The sequence below is a fragment of the Oryzobacter terrae genome, assembly GCF_042756445.1.
In the GTDB taxonomy this organism is placed as follows: Bacteria; Actinomycetota; Actinomycetes; order Actinomycetales; family Dermatophilaceae; genus Oryzobacter; species Oryzobacter terrae.
The window spans coordinates 1,905,821-1,925,323 of the sequence record NZ_CP170578.1 but is presented as its reverse complement, the minus strand read 5'-3'; the positions used below and the strand labels follow the sequence as shown (position 1 = coordinate 1,925,323).

At 71.8% G+C, this 19,503-nt stretch carries 14 protein-coding genes and 1 tRNA gene; 8 read left to right on the top strand and 7 right to left on the bottom strand.

Annotation, left to right across the window (positions count from 1 at the left end; genetic code table 11):
- Positions 1–3: 3 nt before the first annotated feature.
- Positions 4–924 carry a helix-turn-helix domain-containing protein gene (locus ACFWN3_RS09065; protein ID WP_377645451.1) on the bottom strand — a complete coding sequence of 307 codons (921 nt, stop codon included), beginning with the start codon at positions 922–924 and terminating at the stop codon, positions 4–6.
- Positions 925–1,266: 342 nt separating this feature from the next.
- Here ACFWN3_RS09065 and ACFWN3_RS09060 point away from each other — a divergent pair, with 342 nt between their 5' ends.
- The 4 genes from ACFWN3_RS09060 to ACFWN3_RS09045 all read left to right on the top strand — a co-directional run bounded on the left by ACFWN3_RS09060 (position 1,267) and on the right by ACFWN3_RS09045 (position 5,209).
- Positions 1,267–2,628, top strand: coding sequence for an ABC transporter substrate-binding protein (locus ACFWN3_RS09060; RefSeq protein ID WP_377645449.1), 1,362 nt, complete (start codon positions 1,267–1,269; stop codon positions 2,626–2,628).
- Between the two features lie 90 nt (positions 2,629–2,718).
- Positions 2,719–3,654 carry a carbohydrate ABC transporter permease gene (locus ACFWN3_RS09055; RefSeq protein ID WP_377645447.1) on the top strand — a complete coding sequence of 312 codons (936 nt, stop codon included), beginning with the start codon at positions 2,719–2,721 and terminating at the stop codon, positions 3,652–3,654.
- Positions 3,651–4,466 carry a carbohydrate ABC transporter permease gene (locus tag ACFWN3_RS09050; RefSeq protein ID WP_377645445.1) on the top strand — a complete coding sequence of 272 codons (816 nt, stop codon included), beginning with the start codon at positions 3,651–3,653 and terminating at the stop codon, positions 4,464–4,466. The genes ACFWN3_RS09055 and ACFWN3_RS09050 overlap by 4 nt, the downstream gene beginning before the upstream one ends.
- On the top strand, positions 4,463–5,209 hold the full coding sequence (locus ACFWN3_RS09045; protein WP_377645443.1) for an SDR family oxidoreductase: 747 nt from the start codon (positions 4,463–4,465) through the stop codon (positions 5,207–5,209). The genes ACFWN3_RS09050 and ACFWN3_RS09045 overlap by 4 nt, the downstream gene beginning before the upstream one ends.
- Before the next feature lie 606 nt (positions 5,210–5,815).
- On the opposite strand, the gene ACFWN3_RS09040 is transcribed toward ACFWN3_RS09045, so the two are convergent.
- Positions 5,816–5,905: transfer RNA gene (locus ACFWN3_RS09040), tRNA-Ser, on the bottom strand.
- Between the two features lie 129 nt (positions 5,906–6,034).
- On the opposite strand from ACFWN3_RS09040, the gene ACFWN3_RS09035 reads away from it, so the two are divergent.
- Complete coding sequence (locus tag ACFWN3_RS09035; protein ID WP_377645441.1) at positions 6,035–6,607, top strand: hypothetical protein; 573 nt, start codon at positions 6,035–6,037, stop codon at positions 6,605–6,607.
- On the opposite strand, the gene ACFWN3_RS09030 is transcribed toward ACFWN3_RS09035, so the two are convergent.
- Positions 6,573–7,889: a glycosyltransferase gene (locus tag ACFWN3_RS09030; protein ID WP_377645439.1), complete on the bottom strand. Its 1,317-nt coding sequence runs from the start codon at positions 7,887–7,889 to the stop codon at positions 6,573–6,575. The genes ACFWN3_RS09035 and ACFWN3_RS09030 overlap by 35 nt on opposite strands.
- Positions 7,886–9,964 carry an ArnT family glycosyltransferase gene (locus ACFWN3_RS09025; protein ID WP_377645437.1) on the bottom strand — a complete coding sequence of 693 codons (2,079 nt, stop codon included), beginning with the start codon at positions 9,962–9,964 and terminating at the stop codon, positions 7,886–7,888. Before ACFWN3_RS09025 ends, ACFWN3_RS09030 begins: the two co-directional genes overlap by 4 nt.
- A 147-nt stretch (positions 9,965–10,111) precedes the next feature.
- On the opposite strand from ACFWN3_RS09025, the gene ACFWN3_RS09020 reads away from it, so the two are divergent.
- Positions 10,112–10,642 carry a GNAT family N-acetyltransferase gene (locus ACFWN3_RS09020; protein ID WP_377645436.1) on the top strand — a complete coding sequence of 177 codons (531 nt, stop codon included), beginning with the start codon at positions 10,112–10,114 and terminating at the stop codon, positions 10,640–10,642.
- Positions 10,643–10,686: 44 nt separating this feature from the next.
- On the opposite strand, the gene ACFWN3_RS09015 is transcribed toward ACFWN3_RS09020, so the two are convergent.
- Together ACFWN3_RS09015 and ACFWN3_RS09010 are read right to left on the bottom strand one after the other, a co-directional pair.
- Positions 10,687–12,156 (bottom strand): ATP-binding protein, encoded by a 1,470-nt coding sequence (locus tag ACFWN3_RS09015; protein ID WP_377645434.1) that lies wholly within the window; start codon positions 12,154–12,156, stop codon positions 10,687–10,689.
- 24 nt (positions 12,157–12,180) lie between these two features.
- Complete coding sequence (locus tag ACFWN3_RS09010; RefSeq protein ID WP_377645432.1) at positions 12,181–12,915, bottom strand: response regulator transcription factor; 735 nt, start codon at positions 12,913–12,915, stop codon at positions 12,181–12,183.
- Positions 12,916–13,082: 167 nt separating this feature from the next.
- Between ACFWN3_RS09010 and ACFWN3_RS09005 the strand changes: the two genes are divergently transcribed.
- Together ACFWN3_RS09005 and ACFWN3_RS09000 are read left to right on the top strand one after the other, a co-directional pair.
- Positions 13,083–13,592: a hypothetical protein gene (locus ACFWN3_RS09005; protein ID WP_377645430.1), complete on the top strand. Its 510-nt coding sequence runs from the start codon at positions 13,083–13,085 to the stop codon at positions 13,590–13,592.
- Between the two features lie 180 nt (positions 13,593–13,772).
- Positions 13,773–17,438 carry a PKD domain-containing protein gene (locus tag ACFWN3_RS09000; RefSeq protein ID WP_377645428.1) on the top strand — a complete coding sequence of 1,222 codons (3,666 nt, stop codon included), beginning with the start codon at positions 13,773–13,775 and terminating at the stop codon, positions 17,436–17,438.
- Between the two features lie 88 nt (positions 17,439–17,526).
- Here ACFWN3_RS09000 and ACFWN3_RS08995 read toward each other — a convergent pair whose 3' ends face one another.
- Positions 17,527–19,344, bottom strand: a complete 1,818-nt coding sequence (locus ACFWN3_RS08995; protein ID WP_377645426.1) for a phosphoenolpyruvate carboxykinase (GTP) — start codon at positions 19,342–19,344, stop codon at positions 17,527–17,529.
- Positions 19,345–19,503: the final 159 nt, after the last annotated feature.

Genomic DNA, 19,503 nt, shown 5'->3' with positions numbered 1-19,503 from the left:
GCCCTAGTCGACCTGTGCCCGCCGGCCGAGGCTGAAGACCTCGGGCGGCGGCTTCTGCGACGACTCCATCCGCCGGTAGGCCGTGGGGGTCGCGCCCACCTCGGCGAGGAACTGCCGGTTGAAGTTCGCCATGTTGTGGTACCCGCTGAGCGTGGCCACGTGGGCGATCGGGTGGTCGGTGGTGTCGAGGAGCCGGCGGGCGTGGGCGATCCGCAGCTTCTTGACCATCGAGCTGAAGGTCATCCCCGTCGCACCCTTGAAGTACTTCGAGAAGGTCGGCTCCGACATGTACGCCAGGTGGGCCGCGGTGGACAGCCGGATGTCGCCGGTGAGGTGCTCGAAGATGTAGGTGAGCCCTGCCTCGACGGCCGCCTGGGAGTTGATGTCGGTGGGTCGCCCCATCCACTCGCTCGCCACGACCTCGCGCTCCTCCTCGGGCGCCCGGGCGAACAGGGTGAGCAGCCTGAAGAGGTGCGAGAGCTGCTCTGCCCCACGGCTGTTGACGACGGCCAGGACCGTCTCGGCGGCCCGCCAGGCGGTGGCCCCGGAGAAGACGAGGCCGCGGCTCGCCAGCTTGAGCATGTCGTCGACCTCGACGAGCTCGGGCATGACCTCCATGCAGCGCCGGATCCACTCGTCGCTGAACTGCACGACGGCGTCGCGGTCGACGGCCACCTGCCCCGGCTCGAGGTCGCTGACCCAGTCGTGGGGGAGGTTCGGGCCCATGATGCTCACCTGGCCCGGCGCGAAGGTCCCGATGTGGTCACCGGCGATGAAGCTGCCGTGGGTCTTGGTGATGAGGTGGATCTCGTACTCGGGGTGCGAGCCCCAGCCGCAGATCTCGCTCGGGAAGTCGTGGGTGATCGCGCGGATCGACTGCATCGGGTGCGGCGGGATGACCTCACGGCGCGGCGGGTTCGGCATCGGGAGGTGGTGCGCCGGGTGGTGGTCGTGGGCGCGGAGGTGCTCGACCGCCGCTGTGGGCCTCGACTGATACGAAATCGTGATCCCGACCTTCCGACGTCGTCGTCGTGGTGGCGCCTGTCGCCGCTCAGGGAGGCAGGTGTGGAGCCGGTGTGAGGTGGCTCTCAGAAAAATAGTACCGAAACGGGGCCGGTGTTGGTCCTTGTCGGGGGTGCGCGGCGATACCCACCATTGCGGTGTTCCAGGCAGTGGAGGGAAACACCGCACCCGACCGGACCGACCGGGCCCGTGCACCGCATCCGCTTCCGGGAGTGGACGACACACCTACCAAAGGAGTTAGGCATGCTGTGCACATCGCGCGCACTGACGCTCGGGGCCGGCGCGCTGGCCTCGGCCCTCGTGCTCGGGGCCTGTTCGTCGGGCGCCGTGTCCGGGGACGACGGGTCCGGCGCCGCCGGTGGCAACGTCACCCTCAACGTGGCCACCGTGAACAACGGCCAGATGAAGGACATGGAGAAGCTCAAGACCGAGTACGAGACCGCCAACCCCGGCACCAAGGTCAACTTCCAGGTCATGGAGGAGGCCGACCTCCGCTCGGCCGTGACCGCGGACGTCGCCAGCGGGGCGGGTCAGTACGACATCGTCACCATCGGCGCGTACGAGACGCCGCAGTGGGGCGCCAACAAGTGGCTCGTCGACCTCACGCCCGAGCTGTCCAAGGACTCGGCCTACGACGTCAACGACATCCTCCCGCCCGTGCGGGACGCCATCTCGTTCGAGGGCAAGCAGTTCGCGGTGCCCTTCTACGGCGAGTCCTCGATCCTGATGTACAACAAGGAGCTGCTCGACAAGGCCAGCGTCACCCTCGGGACCAACCCGACGTGGCAGGAGGTCGCCGACGCGGCGAAGAAGGTCAACTCGGCCGACACCGCCGGCATCTGCATGCGCGGCAAGCCCGGCTGGGGCGACCTGTTCGCCCCGCTGACGACCGTCGTGCAGACCTTCGGCGGCAACTGGTACGACGACAAGTGGACCGCCACGGTCAACACCCCGGAGTGGAAGGAGGCCGTGACCTTCTACAAGACGATGCTCGACGAGTCGGGTGAGAAGGACCCGGTGTCCTACAGCTTCAACGAGTGCCTCACCGCGCTCAAGGAGGGCAAGGCCGCCATGTGGGCCGACGCCTCCGTCGCCGCCTCGATGCTCGAGGCCGCCGACTCGCCGGTCAAGGGGAAGATGGGCTACGCCCACATGCCCGTGAACAAGACCAAGGAGTCGGGCTGGCTGTGGAGCTGGAACCTGGCCGTCCCGTCCTCGACGAAGAACAAGGACGCCGCGGTCAAGTTCGTCAAGTGGGCCACGAGCAAGGAGTACATCAAGCTCGTCGGCACCAAGATCGGCTGGAGCAACGTCCCGCCGGGCTCGCGGACCTCGACCTACGAGATCCCCGAGTACAAGGAGGCCGCGGCCGCCTACGCCCCGATCACGCTCGACGTCATGAGCGCGGTCAACCCGAAGCAGCCGGGCGTCAACCCGCAGGGCTGGGTCGGCATCCAGTACGTCTCCATCCCCGAGTTCCAGGACGTCGGAAACCAGTGCGCCCAGCTGATCGCCGACTACATCGCCAACCGCACCTCGGTCGACGACGCGCTCAGCAAGTGCCAGGACCTCGCACAGAAGGCCGGCGACGCCCACAAGGGCTGACCCTCCACGGGCCCCGGTGCCGGGGCGCGCGGCTCACGCCGCCCCGGCACCGGATCCCGGTCCAGCGGAACGACGCACAAGGGAGTGCGCATGACCACCACGACTGACCTCGACCGGGTCGAGGCGAAGGCCGCCAGTGACAAGCGCCGGATCATCCGGCGCCAGGCGTGGAGCAGCCGAGGGCTGCTCGCCCCGGCCGTCATCTTCCTCGTCCTGCTGACCCAGGTCCCCTTCCTCGTCACCATCGGCTTCTCGACGATGAAGTGGAACCTGCTGTACCCGGCCGACCGGGGCTTCACCGGGTTCGACAACTACAAGACGGCGCTGACCTCGGGGAACCTCTGGCCCTCGATCGTGGCGACCGTGCTCATCACCGCCTTCTCGGTGGTGCTCTCGCTGCTCTTCGGCCTGCTCTTCGCCGTGCTCCTGGACCGCCAGTTCCGGGGCCGCGCGATCGCCCGGACGCTGATGATCACCCCGTTCCTCATCATGCCTGCGGCCGCGTCGCTCATCTGGAAGTACTCGATGTTCGACACCAACATCGGGATGGTGAACTGGCTGTTCAAGACGCTCGGGCTTCCCGTGGTCTCGTGGGGCACCGAGCACCCGATGGCCACCGTCGTCATCGTCCTGACCTGGCAGTTCACGCCGTTCATGATGCTCATCCTGCTGGCGGGGCTGCAGGGCCAGGACAAGGCGATCCTCGAGGCCGCCAACGTCGACGGCGCCGGCACGTGGCGCACCTTCACCTGGATCACGCTGCCGCACCTGCGGATGTACATCGAGATCGGGGTGCTGCTCGGGTCGGTGATCATCCTCCAGGTCTTCGACCCGATCGCGATCCTCACCAAGGGCACCGGCGGGACCAAGACGCTGGCCTACCTGCTCTACGAACGGGCCTTCATCGGCCTGGACGTCGGGGAGGCCGCCGCGTACGGCGTCGTGACCGTCATCCTCACGATCATCGTGGCGACCGTCGCGCTGCGCACCCTGTTCAAGGTCTTCATGGCTGGAGGTTCCCGATGAGCACCAAGCTGCGCGCGACCCTGGTGACGGCGTTCACCTGGTTCCTCGTCCTCGCCTTCTTCTTCCCGGTGTTCTGGATGCTGCTCAACGGGTTCAAGCCCGAGTCGGTGGCCTCCTCGATCAACCCCAAGCTGTTCTTCACCCCGGTGCTCGACGGCTTCTCCACCGCGTTCGACCGCGGGATGCAGGGCTACCTCATCAACTCGCTGACGGCGTCGGTGACGGCCACCATCATCTCGGTGGTCCTGGCCGTGCCCGCCGCGTACGCCCTGTCGATCCGGCGGGTGAAGAACGTCGAGCAGTCCCTGTCGTTCTTCATCTCCACCCGGTTCATGCCGCTGGCCGCGGTCGTGCTGCCCCTGTTCATGATCCTCAAGACCCTCGGGCTGCTCGACAACATCTACATGCTGGCGATCATCTACGGGGCGGTGAACCTGCCGGTGACGGTGTGGATGATGCGCTCGTTCTTCCTCGAGGTCCCCTTCGAGATCGTCGAGGCCGCGCGCGTCGACGGCGCGGGCCTGTTCCGCGAGATCGTGCGGGTCGTGCTGCCCCTGGTCCTGCCCGGGGTCGCCGCGGCGGCGCTCATCACGTTCATCTTCAGCTGGAACGAGTACTTCCTCGCCACCCTGCTCACCAGCTCGGCCGCCCGCACCACGCCACCCTTCCTCGGCTCGTTCGTCGACGGGCGCGGCCAGTTCCTCGCCGTGCTCTCGGCCGCCGCCACCATCGCCGCACTCCCCGTCATCATCGCCGGCTGGGTCGCCCAGAAGCAGCTCGTCCGCGGCCTGTCGATGGGAGCCATCAAGTGACCGGAGCAGAGGTCCGCAGCCTCGCCGACACCGTCGTCGTCGTGACCGGCGCCGGTGGCGGGATCGGCGGTGCGACCGCCCGCCTCGTCCTCGAGGACGGCGCGAAGGTCGTCGTCGGCGACGTCCGGGAGGACGCGCTCCGGCCCCTGCTCGACGAGTGGGGTCCGGACCGGGTCGCCCTCGGGATCGGCGACGTCCGGTCGGCGGAGGCGTGCGACGCGCTGGTCGCCGTCGGCGTCTCCGCCTTCGGCCGGGTCGACTCGGTGATCGCCAACGCGGCGGTCGGCTTCTACGGCGGCGTCCTCGACGTGCCGGTGGAGCAGGTCGAGCTCATGGTCGACGTCAACGTCAAGGGCACCGTCTGGGTCGCCCGGGCGGCGGTGCGGCAGTTCCGGGCCCAGGGCGGCGGCGGCGACCTCGTCATCATCGGGTCGGTGGCGGGGCTGATGATCGGCGGCGGCAAGGAGGCCGTGTACGCGGCGACCAAGGGCGCCCAGATCAACCTCGGCACCGCGCTCGACCGCGAGCTGCGCTCCGAGGGGATCCGCACCACCGTCATCGCGCCGGCCGGGGTCAACACCCCGTTCGCCGCGGCCGACGGGCGGTTCGGCGAGGGCGACCCCGCCGACGGGCCGTTCATGCAGCCGTCCGACATCGGGGCCGCGGTCGTCCACGCGCTGCGCCAGCCCCGGCGGATGCGCACCGAGCTGTGGACGATGTGGAGCCTCGCCGAGGTGCACTGACCTCTCGCCCACCCCAGACGTGGAGCCCCTTCGGGCGCTGGACCCCGGAGGGGCTTCACCTCGCCCCGGGCTGGGGCCGCCCAGGCGACCGCCGTCCCCAGATGGACCGATAGGTCACGACAGGTACGGCCAGAAGTGCTGACCGGCGGGACAACATCGACCAATAGGGCGATCTTGTCCCGCAGTGGACCGCGGTTCGGACCGATGACGCCCGCGCGGGGCCGCCCGCCGCCGTACCAAGATCGACCGATAGGTCACGACAGGTACGGGCGATGCGCTGACCGGGCGGGGCAACTTCGACCAATAGGGCGGTCTTGTCCCGCAGTGGACCGCGGTTCGGACCGATGACGCCCGCGCGGGGCCGCCCGCCGCCGTACCAATATCGACCGATAGGTCACGACAGGTACGGCCAGAAGTGCTGACCGGCGGGACAACATCGACCAATAGGGCGATCTCGTCCCGGGAGGACCCGCCATCGCGGGGCAACGTCGACCAATGGGGCGATCTCGTCCCGCGGCGGACCGCGGTTCGGACCGATGACGCCCGCGCGGGACCGGAAGCACGCGAAAACCCCCGGTCGCATGCTCCCGGGGGCTTCCGTGTGCGCGGAGGCGGAGGGATTTGAACCCTCGATGGGCTTGAGACCCAAACCGCATTAGCAGTGCGGCGCCATAGACCGGACTAGGCGACGCCTCCAACGAAGGGACAGGCTAACGAACCCGCGGGTCAGCGGGCAAAACGGGTCCGCGGGCCGCCAGTGGGCGGCCGCACGCGGGCCGGGGCGAAAGGGGCGACAGGGCGGCCGGGTGGCTGCCACACTGCGCCATGACGACCCCAGGGGGATGGCCCCCGCCCGAGACCCGCGCCCCGTACGCCCCGACCGGGACCCCGCAGCCCACCGGGCCGTGGACTCCGGCGGCCTTCCCTCCCCGCCCGGGACCGGGTGCCCGCGACCAGACGGCGCGCACCATCGGGATCATCGGGCTCGTCGTCGCAGTCGTCGCCCTCCTCGCCCAGCTGCTCGTCGTCGTGCTGCCGGGGCTGTTCTTCGTCCCCCTCGTCTTCGGCGCGGGCGGACTCTTCGCCGACGAGGGATGGGCGGAGGGTCCCCTCCCGTCGACCACGTCGGCCTTCGTCGGCGGGGTCGCGCTCGGGTCGGGACGCTCCGTCGACGGTGTCACCCTCGCCGATGCCGTCGAGTACCACGGCGGGCGGACCGGGGCGTTGGAGAGCACGCCCTCCCCTCTGCGCTGCGACGACGTCGACCGCGCGACGACCCTGACCTCGGTCCTGTGCCGGGCCGCCGACGGCGCGGAGTGGTACGCGGTGGTGCGGTTCACCGACGACAGCGGCTCCTTCGTCGTCACCGTCGTGACCGACTTCGAGGACCCGTGGTGACGATCGCGGCCTCCACCCGTGCCACCTGCGCCACCGGCTGCTCCAACCCCTCCACCTCTTCCTCCGCCGTCGGCCGCGAGGCTCGCTGAGCCGCGGCCTCACGCGCAGTCGGCCCCCGCAGCGAGGTCGGCGCGAAGACCCAGACCTTCATCGCGAGGAACTTCACCGCCGTCGCGACCGCCGCCGTCACCGCGACGACACCCGTCTCGACCCACGTGGCCGCCAGGGGCAGCGCGGCGTGGAGCAGGTCGAGCCCGGCCGTCGTCATCGCCAGGGTCAGCGCGAGGACGAGCAGCCCCTGCACCTGCTGGCGCCACACGCCCGACCGTCCTCGCACGCGGAACGTCCAGCGCCGGTTGGCCCAGGTGTTGACGACGGCGGCGACGAGGAGGGCGACGGCGTTCGCGGGCGCGGCGTCCATCGTCTGGCGCAGGAGGACGAAGCCCCCGAGGTGGAGCACCGTCGACACCACGCCGATGACCGCGAAGACCGCCAGCTCGCCGCCCATGGTGCGAGGGGCCTCCGCGGGTCCCCGCCCGATCCGCTCGGCGATCGCGTCGACGGGGAGGCGGTGACGGGCCAGAGCGGTACCCACCCGCCAGATGCCCCGCAGGTCGTCGCGGGCGGTCGACGCGAGGGCGACCCGGCTGTCGGGGTCGTCGTACCAGTCGACCGGCACCTCGTGGATGCGCAGGCCGCTCCGCTCGGCGAGGACGAGCAGCTCGGTGTCGAAGAACCACGTCGTGTCCTCCACGAGGGGTAGCAGCTCGCGGGCGACGTCGGCACGGATCGCCTTGAAGCCGCACTGCGCGTCGCTGAACCGGGCGCCGAGCGTCGCCCGCAGGAGGAGGTTGTAGCCGCGCGAGATCACCTCGCGCCTGGCGCCGCGGACGACCCGGGAGGCGCGGTGCAGCCGGCTGCCGATCGCGACGTCGGAGTGCCCCGACATCAACGGGGCGACGAGGGGCCAGAGGGCGTCGAGGTCGGTGGACAGGTCGACGTCCATGTAGGCGAGGACGAGGGCGTCGGACTCGTTCCACACCCGCGCGAGGGCCCGCCCCCGCCCCTTCTGCTTCAGCCGGACCGCGGTGACCCCCGGGAGGGTGGCCACGAGGTGGGTGGCCACCTCCCACGTGCGGTCGGTGCTCGCGTTGTCGGCGACGGTGATGCGGAACGGGTAGGGGAACGTCTCGACGAGGTGGGCGTGGAGCCGGTGCACCGAGGCCGCGAGGACGGCCTCCTCGTCGTGCACCGGGACCACCACGTCGAGGACGGTCGTCACGACCCGCTCCCCGCCACCGGCCGGGTCAGGTCGTAGAACGTCTGCCCACCGATGGTGACCTCGGTGAAGCCGGCAGCCACCCAGGTCGCGATCTCGCTCGAGGCGGTCGAACCGCCGTTCTGCCGGCCGAACCCACCACCGCTGAGGAAGTAGTGGATCCTCCCGTCCGCGACGTCCTGCTGGAACTCGGCCAGCGTCGGAGCCGGGTCGGAGCCGTTGAAGCCACCGATCGCCATCACCGGCTGCCCGGTCGCGAGCTGGAGGCCCGCGGCGTTCTGCGAGCCGACGGCCGCGGCGACCCAGGTGAACGAGCCGGCGTCGGCGGTGAGCGCCGCGACGACCTCGGCATCGGGGGTCGTGGCGTCGAGGAGACCACCCATGCCGCCTCCGCCGGTCGTGGCGCCCGTCGCCCCGCCGGGCCCGGCGGCCGTGCCGCCGGTCGCCCCGCCGGCCGCCGGACCCGTGGCGCCGCCCGGCATCCCACCGGGCACGCCACCGCGCATCCCCCCACCACCGGGGCCGCCTCCGGTCGCCGGACCGGCCGTGACGATGGAGCCGGTGTGGCCCGAGGCGAGCGTCGTCTCGCTGTACGCGGCGGGTCCGGCCAGGGCGGCGACGACCGCCGCGACGGCCGCGGCCCGCACCCCGGTCCCGTGGAGCCGGCCGGCGAGGAGGAGCAGGGCCGCTGCCGCGACCCCGAGGGCGAGGACGAGGAGGCGCAGCCAGCCCGCGTACTCGGTGGTGCGGGAGAGGAGGACGAAGCCCCAGCCGGCCGCCGCCAGGGTGGCCCCGGCGAGCACGGCCGCCCCGGCGAGACGGTCGCGCCGCTCCCACGCCTCGGCGGCGCCCATCCCGACGACGGCGGCGATGGCCGGGGCGAGGGCCACCGTGTAGTACTGGTGGAAGATCCCCTGCATCAGCGAGAAGGTCAGCGCGGTGACGAGCAGCCAGCCGCCCATGACGACGTAGGCCGCACGGCGTGAGTCGGTGCGTGGGGAGCGGCCGCGGAAGGCCAGCCCCGCGACGAGGAGCAGCAGGGCGGCGGGCAGCAGCCACGAGATCTGGCCTCCGACCGACGAGTCGAACATCCGGAACAGGCCGACGTCGGTCGAGAACCCGCCGCCACCGCCTCCACCGACCCTGCCGACCTCGGTGCCGTCGAGGCGACCCAGTCCGTTGTAGCCGAAGGTCAGCTCGAGGAAGGAGTCGGTCTGGCTGCCGCCGACATACGGCCGCATGCTCGCCGGGACGAGCTCGACGACGGCGACCCACCACCCGGCGGACGCCACCATCGCGCCCGCGGCGGCCAGGGACCCCAGCAGTCGCCGCCCGATCGTGGTGTCGGCGAACAGGACCCACGCGAGGCCGAGCGCCGGGACGACCAGCAGGACCTGGAGCGTCTTGGTGAGGAAGCCGAGACCGACGAAGACCCCGGCGAGCGCCATCCAGCGGATCGACCCCTTGTCGACCGCGTGGAGGGCGGCCCAGGCCGCGAGCGCCATGAGGAGGGTGAGGAGCGCGTCGGGGTTGTTGAAGCGGAACATGAGGACGGCGACCGGGGTCAGGGCCAGCGCCGCCCCTGCCAGGAGCCCGGCCGCGGGCCCGAAGCGCCGCCTGACGGTCGCGTGGACCACCGCGACGGTGCCCACCCCCATGAGGACCTGGGGCAGCAGGATCGCGAACGAGCTGAGGCCGAACAGGCGCACCGACAGGGCCATGGCCCACAGGGCGGCGGGCGGCTTGTCGACGGTGATGGCGTTGCTCGCGTCGAAGCTGCCCCAGAAGAACGCCGACCACGAGTCCGCGCCCGCCTGCACCGCGGCGCTGTAGAAGGCGTTCGCCCACCCGCTCGCCGACAGGTTCCATAGGTACGCGGCTGCGGTGACGACGAGGAGGGCCACGAGCGCGGGGCGGGCCCAGGCCGGGGCGCCGTCGGGCCCGCGGACGAGGCGTCGGAGGAGGCGGCGGACGAGGCGGCGGGCGCGCAGGGCCCCCGTGGAGTCGCCGTCGAGGGCGGCGTCCGGGGTCGCCGACCGGGGTACGAGGTCGGCCGGGGGAAGGGTCGCGGTGTCCATGGATCCACGGTCGGGTCGACGACTGTGGCGGCGCTGTGGTGCCGCTGTCGCCCTCCCCAGACGTGCCCAGCTGGCGCCGTCAGTGCGGAAAAGGTCGCTCCGACAACCACTTCCGCACTCAAGCGCACGGTGGTGCGAGGATGAGGCATGCCCGCGACATCCACGCCCACGCCGCCGGGCTCGTCATCGCCCGTCGTGAGGCGAGCCCGGCCCGACGAGCTCGACGCCGTCGGGGACCTCACCGCGGAGGCGTACGTCGGAGCCGGGGTGCTCGCTCCCGGTGCCGGCTACCTCGACTTCCTCCGTGACGCCGCCCACCGCGACCGGGAGGCCGAGGTGTGGGTCGCGCTCGACGGCGACCGCGTCGTCGGGACGGTCACCTACGTCGAGCCGGGATCGGCCCTCGTCGAGGTGTCCGGGGAGGACGAGGCGGAGATGCGCTCGCTGGCCGTCGACCCGGCGGCGACGGGACGCGGGATCGGCGAGATCCTCGCGCGGCACGCCGTCGAGCTGGCCCGTCAGCGGGGCTTCGCGGCCATCGTGCTGTCGTCGTCGACGACGATGCACGCCGCGCGCCGGCTGTACGAGCGGCTCGGCTTCACCCGCCTCCCCGAGCGCGACTGGGTCCCGGTGCCGGAGGTCCAGCTCCTCGTCTACCGACTTCCCCTCACCGGCTGAGGCGGAGGTCCGAACGCATCCGAGGGGAGGTGCGGACGCAGGCGTCAGGCGGTCGGGAGCAGGACCGAGAAGGTCGTGTCGCCCGGGCGGCTCGCGAGCTCGACCCGGCCACCGTGGGCCTGACCGACCGCCGCGACGATGCTCAACCCGAGGCCGGTGGACCCCTGAGCGCGGGTGCGGGCGTCATCGCCGCGGGTGAAGCGCTCGAACACGTTGGCCTGCAACGGTTCCGGCACCCCTGGCCCGTCGTCGGAGACCGACACCCGGACGAGCCGGCCCTCGGGCCGGACACGCGTCACGACCTTCGTCCCGGGCGGGGTGTGCGTGCGCGCGTTGGCGAGGAGGTTGGCGAGGAGCTGGTGGAGGCGCGCCTGGTCGCCGGGGACCTCGACCGGCTCCTCGGGCAGGTCGAGCTCCCACGCGTGCTGCGGTGACGCGGCGTGCGCGTCGCTCACGGCGTTGACCGCGAGGAGGGACAGGTCGACGGCCTCGCGCTCGAGCGGGCGGCCGGCGTCGAGGCGGGCGAGGAGGAGCAGGTCCTCGACGAGCTCCTGCATCCGCAGGGCCTCGGCCTCGACCCGGCCGATGGCGTGGGTGACGGTGGCGGGCACCGGGTCCGGCTCGCGGCGGGTCAGCTCGGCGTAGCCGCGGATCGAGGCGAGCGGGGTCCGCAGCTCGTGCGAGGCGTCGGCGACGAACTGCCGGACCTGCGTCTCGCTCTCCTGCCGGGCCTGGAGGGCCGACTCGACGTTGTCGAGCATCGTGTTGAGCGCCAGGGCCACCTGGCCGACCTCGGTGCGCTCGTCGGCATCGTCCTGCGGGACGCGGACGGCGAGCGCGACGTCACCGGAGTCGAGCTTGAGGCGCGAGACGCCCCGAGCGGTGGCCGCGACCCGGTCGAGGGGAGCGAGGCTGCGCCGGATGACGAGGGTCCCGCCGACCGCGACGAGCGCGAGGCCGATGGCGCTTCCTCCGGCGACGACGGCGACGAGCCGTTCGGTGAGCTCCTCGACGGGGGCCGTGGACAGCCCGACGACGAGGAGGTCTCCCTGGTTGAGGGTCCGGGAGGTCACGAGGTAGGTCCCGACCCCCTCCCCGACGTCGACCCGGACCGGGCTCGACCCCTGCGCGGCCGCGGTGAGGGTCTCGATCTGGGCGGCGCTCAGGGACGTGAAGTCACCGGACTCGTCCACGACGGAGTTCACGGCCACTCCACTGCCGTCGACCGCGACGCTGCCGCTGGACGTCAGCTCGAGGACGAGGGTGTCGCCGCTGCCCGGGGTGCGGAACGGGGCGCCGGGGAACCCCGCTGGAGGAACACGGCCGTCGTTCCCGCGACGGTCGTCGACGCGCCCGAGGGAGGTCCGCAGGTCCTCGGCGAGCTGCTTCTCGAGGTACTGCTGGGTGAAGACGAGCGTCAGCGCCCCCGTCGCGAGCATCGTGATCGCGAGGAGGGTGAGGACCGAGGCGAGCAGCTTGGCACGCAGGGTCCAGCGGGAGACGGGGTGGGGCATGACGGGTCCGGTCGGTCCGCCCGCTCAGTCGGCAGGCTTGAGGACGTAGCCCACGCCGCGCATCGTGTGGATCATCGGGGTACGGCCGGCGTCGATCTTCTTGCGCAGGTAGGAGATGTAGAGCTCGACGACGTTGGCCTGGCCACCGAAGTCGTAGTTCCACACCCGGTCGAGGATCTGGGCCTTGCTCAGGACCCGCTTGGGGTTGCGCATGAGATAGCGGAGCAGCTCGAACTCGGTGGCGGTGAGGTGGATGTCGGCGCCGCTGCGGGTGACCTCGTGGCTGTCCTCGTCCATCGTCAGGTCACCGACGACGAGCATCGAGCTGGCCTCGTCGGTCGCGACGGTGGTGCGGCGCATCAGGGCTCGCAGCCGCGCGACGACCTCCTCGAGGCTGAACGGCTTGGTGACGTAGTCGTCGCCCCCGGCGGTGAGGCCGGCGACGCGGTCCTCGACGGCGTCCTTGGCCGTGAGGAAGAGGACCGGCACGTTCGGGTCGTCGCCGCGCATCCGGCGCATGACCTCGAGGCCGTCGAAGTCGGGGAGCATCATGTCGAGGACGACCGCGTCGGGGCCGAACTCCTTAGCGGCGCGGACCGCGGCGACGCCGCTGGCGGCCGTGCGCACCTCCCAGCCCTCGTAGCGCAGGGCCATCGAGAGCAGCTCGGTGAGGTTGGGCTCGTCGTCGACGACGAGGACGCGGACGGCGCTGCCGTCGGGGCGCTTGAGGGCCGGAGCCGTCTGCGTGCGGGTGGTCATGGTTCCAGTGTGTGTCCGCGGGCTGAGGACCGTCCATGCGTTCCCTGTGACGAAACTGTGGGTCCTGTGAGCGTCGCGTGCCAGTGACCTGACGGGATCGCCACAGCGACGCCACAGCGGGGCGACCCACTCTCGGGTCGACAGCACCCATCACCCCGGAGGACACCGTGACCCCCATCGACCCCACCCAGCCCGTCCCGCACCAGCCGACCACGCCCGCCGAGGACGCCGCGGCCTCGGCTCCCGCCGCTCCGGCCCCCGCCGCACCCGCCGCCCCGGCACCCGCCGCCCCGCCCGCCCCGACGTGGGCGCAGGCGGTGCACGTCCCCGGTGAGGCCCCGGCCGCTGCCGGCACCGCCCCCGCGGTGCGCCCGCCGCGCTGGTCGGGCAAGAAGACCGCCGTCGCCGCGGCGCTCGCCGTGGGGCTGGGCGTCGGTGCGGCCGCCGGCGCGGGAACCGCGGTGGCGCTGGGCAGTGACGCCGGCGTCGTCGGCTCGGGACAGGGCGGTCCGGGGGGCCGGACCGGGCAGCTTCCCGGTGGGGGCCAGTTCGGCGGACCCCGGGGCGGTGGCGGGATGCCCGGTCAGGAGAGCCAGGGCGGCACCCTGCCGCCGGGCCAGTCCGGCAGCGGGTCGACCGACCCGAACGACGCGAACGGCACCGCCCAGACCACCTGACCCGTGGGGGCGGGTCCCGGGCGCCCCGGGCGCCCGGGCCCTCCGGGGCCCGTCGCACCCCTGCCGTGGTGGTCGCACCGTTGACACGCTGACCCCGGGTGTCGACACTGGGCTCGGCCGCTCCCTGACGGCCTGCCCTCGGCGTGCTCGTGGTTGGTCTCAGGGAAGGGATCGGATTCGATGAAGATCCGCAGAGTCCTCCTCGGAGTCACCGTCGGCGCGGTCGTGGCCTCGGCCCTCAGCGCCGCCCCCGCCCAGGCCGCGGCACCCGCCGCCGCCCAGCTCGTGGCCCCCGCGAACGGCTCCACCGCGACGTCGGCCGACGTCCCGCTCTCGGTGCGTCCCACCGACCCCGACGGCGGCCCGCTCCAGGTGACCTTCGAGGGCCGCAAGCGCGGGGCCACCGTCCCCGCCGGGGGCGGAGCCGACCCCTTCACCATCGTCGCCCTGCCCGACACCCAGAACTACACGTACAACAACCGCCAGGGGACGATCACCCAGCAGGCCCAGTGGGCCGTCAACACCCGCACCCAGCTCAACACCGCGATCGTCGTCCAGCTCGGGGACCTCGTGAGCGAGGAGGAGAACCTCACCCAGTGGGGGCACACCTCGACGGGTCTGAAGGTCCTCGACGACGCCGGGATGCCGAACACCGTCGTTCCCGGGAACCACGACTTCAACACGACGACCGGCGCGTTCGCCGAGTACGACCAGTTCTTCCCGCCCTCGCGCTACGCCACCGCGACGTGGACCCCGGCGACGGCGCGCTACGGCGGCTACATGGGCCAGAACCTCTTCGGCCCCGACCCGGTCGACCGCAAGAACATGAACAACTTCGCGCTCTTCACGGCCGGCGGGCGCGACTGGGTCGCCATCAACCTCGAGTGGGAGGCGCCCTCGTGGGCCGTCGACTGGGCGGTCAAGGTGCTCGAGGCCTACCCCGACCGGCTCGCCATCGTCACGACCCACAGCTTCCTCGGCCTCAACGGCCTGCGACGGACCACGCCCGAGCGGACCGGCGGCACGTCGGCCAACCAGCTGTGGACCGACTTCATCTCGCAGCAGTGCCAGGTCAAGCTCGTCCTCAGCGGCCACTTCCACAACGGCGACGCGGGCGAGGCCAACCGCTCCGACCTCAACCGCTGCGGCGAGCCGGTGCAGCAGGTTCTCACCGACTACCAGGACCGCGCCAACGGCGGCGACGGCTGGCTGCGGTACTACACGTTCGACCCGGCCGCGAGCACGATGACGGCGCGCACCTTCTCGCCGAAGCTCGGGGTCTTCGAGTCCGACGCCGACTCGGCGTTCACCGTCCCCTTCACCCTCGGTGCGACCGTGCCCGCGCCGTTCCAGACGATCGGCACCGTGACGGCCGACTCCGGGACCGTCGCGTCGCGGACCTGGACCGGCCTCGACACTGACACCTGGTACGAGTGGCGCGCCGTGACGAGCGACGGGGTCACGAGCACCGTCTCGCCGACCTGGGAGGTCCGCACGCCCCCGGCCGCCGAGCTGGTGGACGACACTTTCTCCCGCAACGTGGCCAACGGCTGGGGGGCGACGGCGGGTGGCCAGGCGTGGCAGTTCACCTCGACGGCGACGGCCTACGCCGTCGACGGCTCGGTCGGACGGATCGTCGCACCCGTCGGCTCGACGCGCGGCATGCGGCTGCCCACCGTGTCCGTCGCCGACGCGCGGATCGTCACCGACCTCGCGATGACGCCCGCTGCCTCCGGCTCCGGCACCTACGTGTCGCTGCACGGCCGGCTCTCGGGCACGAACAGCTACCGGGCCAAGGTGCGCTACCTCGCGGGCGGAGCCGTGAACCTCTCCCTCATCAGGTTCACGGGGGCCGAGGTGTCGCTGGCCACCGCGAACATCCCCGGGACCGTCGCGCCCGGCCAGTACCTGCGGCTGCGCTTCGAGCTCGAGGGGGCGTCCCCGACCGCGGTGCGCGGCAAGCTCTGGCCGGTGGGCCAGGCCGAGCCCACGGCGTGGACGGTGACCGCGACCGACGCCACGGCGGGTCTGCAGGCCGCCGGGACGACCGGCATCGACGTGTACCAGTCCGGGTCGGCGACCAGTCCCGGCACGGTGGCGTTCGACCGCTACACGATCACCCGGCTCGGTGTGACCCCTCCGGCCAACGTGCCGCCGACCGCCGTCATCGGCACGCCCTCGATCAGCGAGCGGACCGTGACGGTGTCGGGCGCCGGCTCCTCGGACCCCGATGGAACGATCGCGTCGTACGCGTGGCAGTTCGGGGACGGCACGACCGCGACCGGCTCGTCGGCATCGCGCACGTACGCCGCTGACGGCACGTACACGGTGCGGTTGACGGTCACCGACGATGACGGTGACACCGGCACGGTGACCCGGCAGGTGACGGTGGCGGCGACGCCTCCGCCGAACCAGGCGCCGACCGCGGTGATCGGCACTCCCGTGGTCAGCCAGCGCACGGTGAACGTCTCGGGGTCGGGGTCGAGCGATCCGGACGGCACGATCACCGGCTACGCGTGGGACTTCGGGGACGGCACCACCGCGACCGGTTCGTCGGCGTCGCGGACCTATGCCGCCGACGGCACGTACACGGTGCGGTTGACGGTCACCGATGACGACAACGCCACCGGGACGGTCACGCGCCAGGTCACGGTGGCGGCGACGCCTCCGCCGAACCAGGCGCCGACCGCGGTGATCGGCACTCCCGTGGTCAGCCAGCGCACCGTGAACGTCTCGGGGTCGGGGTCGAGCGATCCGGACGGCACGATCACCGGCTACGCGTGGGACTTCGGGGACGGCACCACCGCGACCGGTTCGTCGGCGTCGCGGACCTATGCCGCCGATGGCACGTACACGGTGCGGTTGACGGTCACCGACGATGACGGTGACACCGGCACGGTGACCCGGCAGGTGACGGTGGCGGCGACGCCTCCGCCGAACCAGGCGCCGACCGCGGTGATCGGCACTCCCGTGGTCAGCCAGCGCACCGTGAACGTCTCGGGGTCGGGGTCGAGCGATCCGGACGGCACGATCACCGGCTACGCGTGGGACTTCGGTGACGGCACGACCGCGACCGGTGCCTCGGCGTCGCGGACCTATGCCGCCGACGGCACCTACACGGTGCGGTTGACGGTCACCGACGACGACAACGCCACCGGGACGGTCACGCGCCAGGTCACGGTGGCGGCGACGCCGCCACCGACGCAGGACCTCGCGACCGACGCGTTCGAGCGCAGCGTCACCAACGGCTGGGGATCGGCCCAGCTCGGCGGCGCGTGGACGATCCTCGGCACGAGCAGCCGGTACGGCGTCTCCGGCGGCACGGGCAACCACATCCTCACGGCTGCCGGGACGACCGGCGAGACGATGCTCCCGGCGGTCAGCGCCACCGACGTCGACCTGAGGACCAGCCTGGCCTGGAGCCGCACCGCGAGCCAGGGGACGCTCTACGGCACGGCCGTCGTGCGCCGCCAGACGAACGGCAACGACTACCGGGTCAAGGTCGTCGTCGCGGCGTCGGGCACGATGCAGCTCGTCATCGCGCGCAGGGTGGGCACGACCGAGACGGCCCTGCGGACGGCCACGGTCGCCGGCATCACCCAGACCGCGAACACCTCGTACCGGCTCGCGGTGCGTGCCGTGACGGTCGCCGGCACGACGACGCTGTCGACGAAGCTGTGGCGCGTCGGGACGACCGAACCGTCGGCCTGGACGGCCACCGTGACCGACGCGACCGCCGGGCTCCAGTCCGGTGGCTCCGTCGGGCTCAACTCCTACATGTCGAGCAGTGCGGCGGCCGCCGTGACGATGCGGGTCGACGACTTCGCCGTGGTCGACCCCGACTGAACCGGACCGAACCGGACCGTCCGGGACGCGGAGAGGCCCCGCGGAGCATCACGCTCCACGGGGCCTCTCCGTGCCCGCCGGCGGCGCCTCAGACGCCGTCGAGGCGGGCGCGCAGGGTGTTGAGCTCGTCGGCGAGCGGCGTCGGGAGCTGGTCGCCGATCTTGGCGAACCACTCCTCGATGAGCGGCAGCTCGGCGCGCCACTCCTCGAGGTCCACGGACAGGGCGGCCTCGAGCTGCTCGGGCGTCAGGTCGAGCCCGTCGGTGTCGAGCGACTCCGGGGTCGGCACGTGACCGATCGGGGTCTCGACGGCGGCGGCGGTGCCCTCGATGCGCTCGATGGCCCACTTGAGGACGCGGCTGTTCTCGCCGAAGCCCGGCCAGAGGAAGCCACCCTCGTCGTCGCGACGGAACCAGTTGACGTAGAAGATCTTCGGCAGCTTGGTCGCGTCGGCGTCCTTGCCGAGCTCGATCCAGTGGCGGAAGTAGTCGGCGACGTTGTAGCCGATGAAGGGGAGCATCGCCATCGGGTCGCGGCGCACGACACCGACCGCACCGGTGGCGGCGGCGGTGGTCTCCGAGGACAGCGTGGCGCCCATGAAGGTGCCGTGCGTCCAGTCGCGCGACTCGGTGACGAGCGGGATCGTCGTCTTGCGTCGTCCTCCGAAGAAGATCGCGGAGATCGGGACGCCGTTGGGGTCGTCGTACTCGTCGGCGAGGATCGGGCACTGCGAGATCGGCGTGCAGTAGCGGCTGTTGGGGTGGCTCGAGACCTCGTCGCTGTCAGGGGTCCAGGGCTCGCCCTTCCACGAGGTCGCGTGGTCGGGGACGTTCTCGAGGCCCTCCCACCACACGTCGCCGTCGGCCGTGAGGGCGACGTTGGTGAAGATCGAGTTGCCCTTCTCGATCGTGCGGATCGCGTTGGGGTTGGTCTTCTCGTTGGTGCCCGGGGCGACGCCGAAGAAGCCGAACTCGGGGTTGACGGCGTACAGGCGCCCGTCCTTGCCGAAGCGCATCCAGGCGATGTCGTCGCCGAGCGTCTCGACCTTCCAGCCCGGCACGGTCGGCTTGAGCATTGCGAGGTTGGTCTTGCCGCACGCGCTGGGGAAGGCGGCGGCGATGTAGTGGACCTGCTGCTGCGGCGAGGTGAGCTTGAGGATGAGCATGTGCTCGGCGAGCCAGCCGCCCTCGTGGGCCATCGCCGAGGCGATGCGCAGGGCGTAGCACTTCTTCCCGAGCAGGGCGTTGCCGCCATAGCCCGAGCCGTAGCTCCAGATCTCGCGCGTCTCGGGGAAGTGCGAGATGTACTTGGTCTGCGAGCAGGGCCACGCGACGTCGGCGGTCCCCTCGCGCAGCGGCATCCCGACCGAGTGCAGGCACTTGACGAAGTCGGCGCCGCGCTCCTCGATGACGCGCAGGACGTCGGTGCCGACCCGGGCCATGACGTGCATCGAGACGACGACGTAGGCGCTGTCGGTGACCTCGACCCCGAACATCGGGGCGTCGGAGTCGAGGTGGCCCATGACGAACGGGATGACGTACATGGTGCGACCGGTCATCGAGCCCTGGTAGAGCTCGGTCATCGTCGCCTTCATCTCGGCGGGCGCCATCCAGTTGTTGGTGACACCGGAGTCGGCCTCGTCGACCGAGCAGATGAAGGTCTGGTCCTCGACCCGGGCGACGTCGCTGGGGTCGGAGGCGGCGTGGAAGGAGTTCGGCTTCTTCGCGTCGTCGAGCCGGGTGAAGGTGCCGGCCTCGACGAGCCCGGCGGTGAGGCGGTCCCACTCCTCGGAGGTGCCGTCGCACCAGACGACGCGCTCCGGCGTGGTGAGGGCGGCGATGTCGTCGACCCAGGCCTGCAGGCCCTCGTGACTCGTCCCCGTATCGTGCGCTGCCTGCGTCGTCATGGTCGTCCTTCCGCCGGTCCGGCTCAACTGGTCGGCCACCACCCGACGACGCGCGCTCGGCCCGCCGGTCAGGCGGTGGCTCGGCACCCGCCGCTGGGAGCCTGCTGTCACGGTAGGCCCGCGCACCGAACGGTGGGAACCGCGGAAACGGTTGCACCT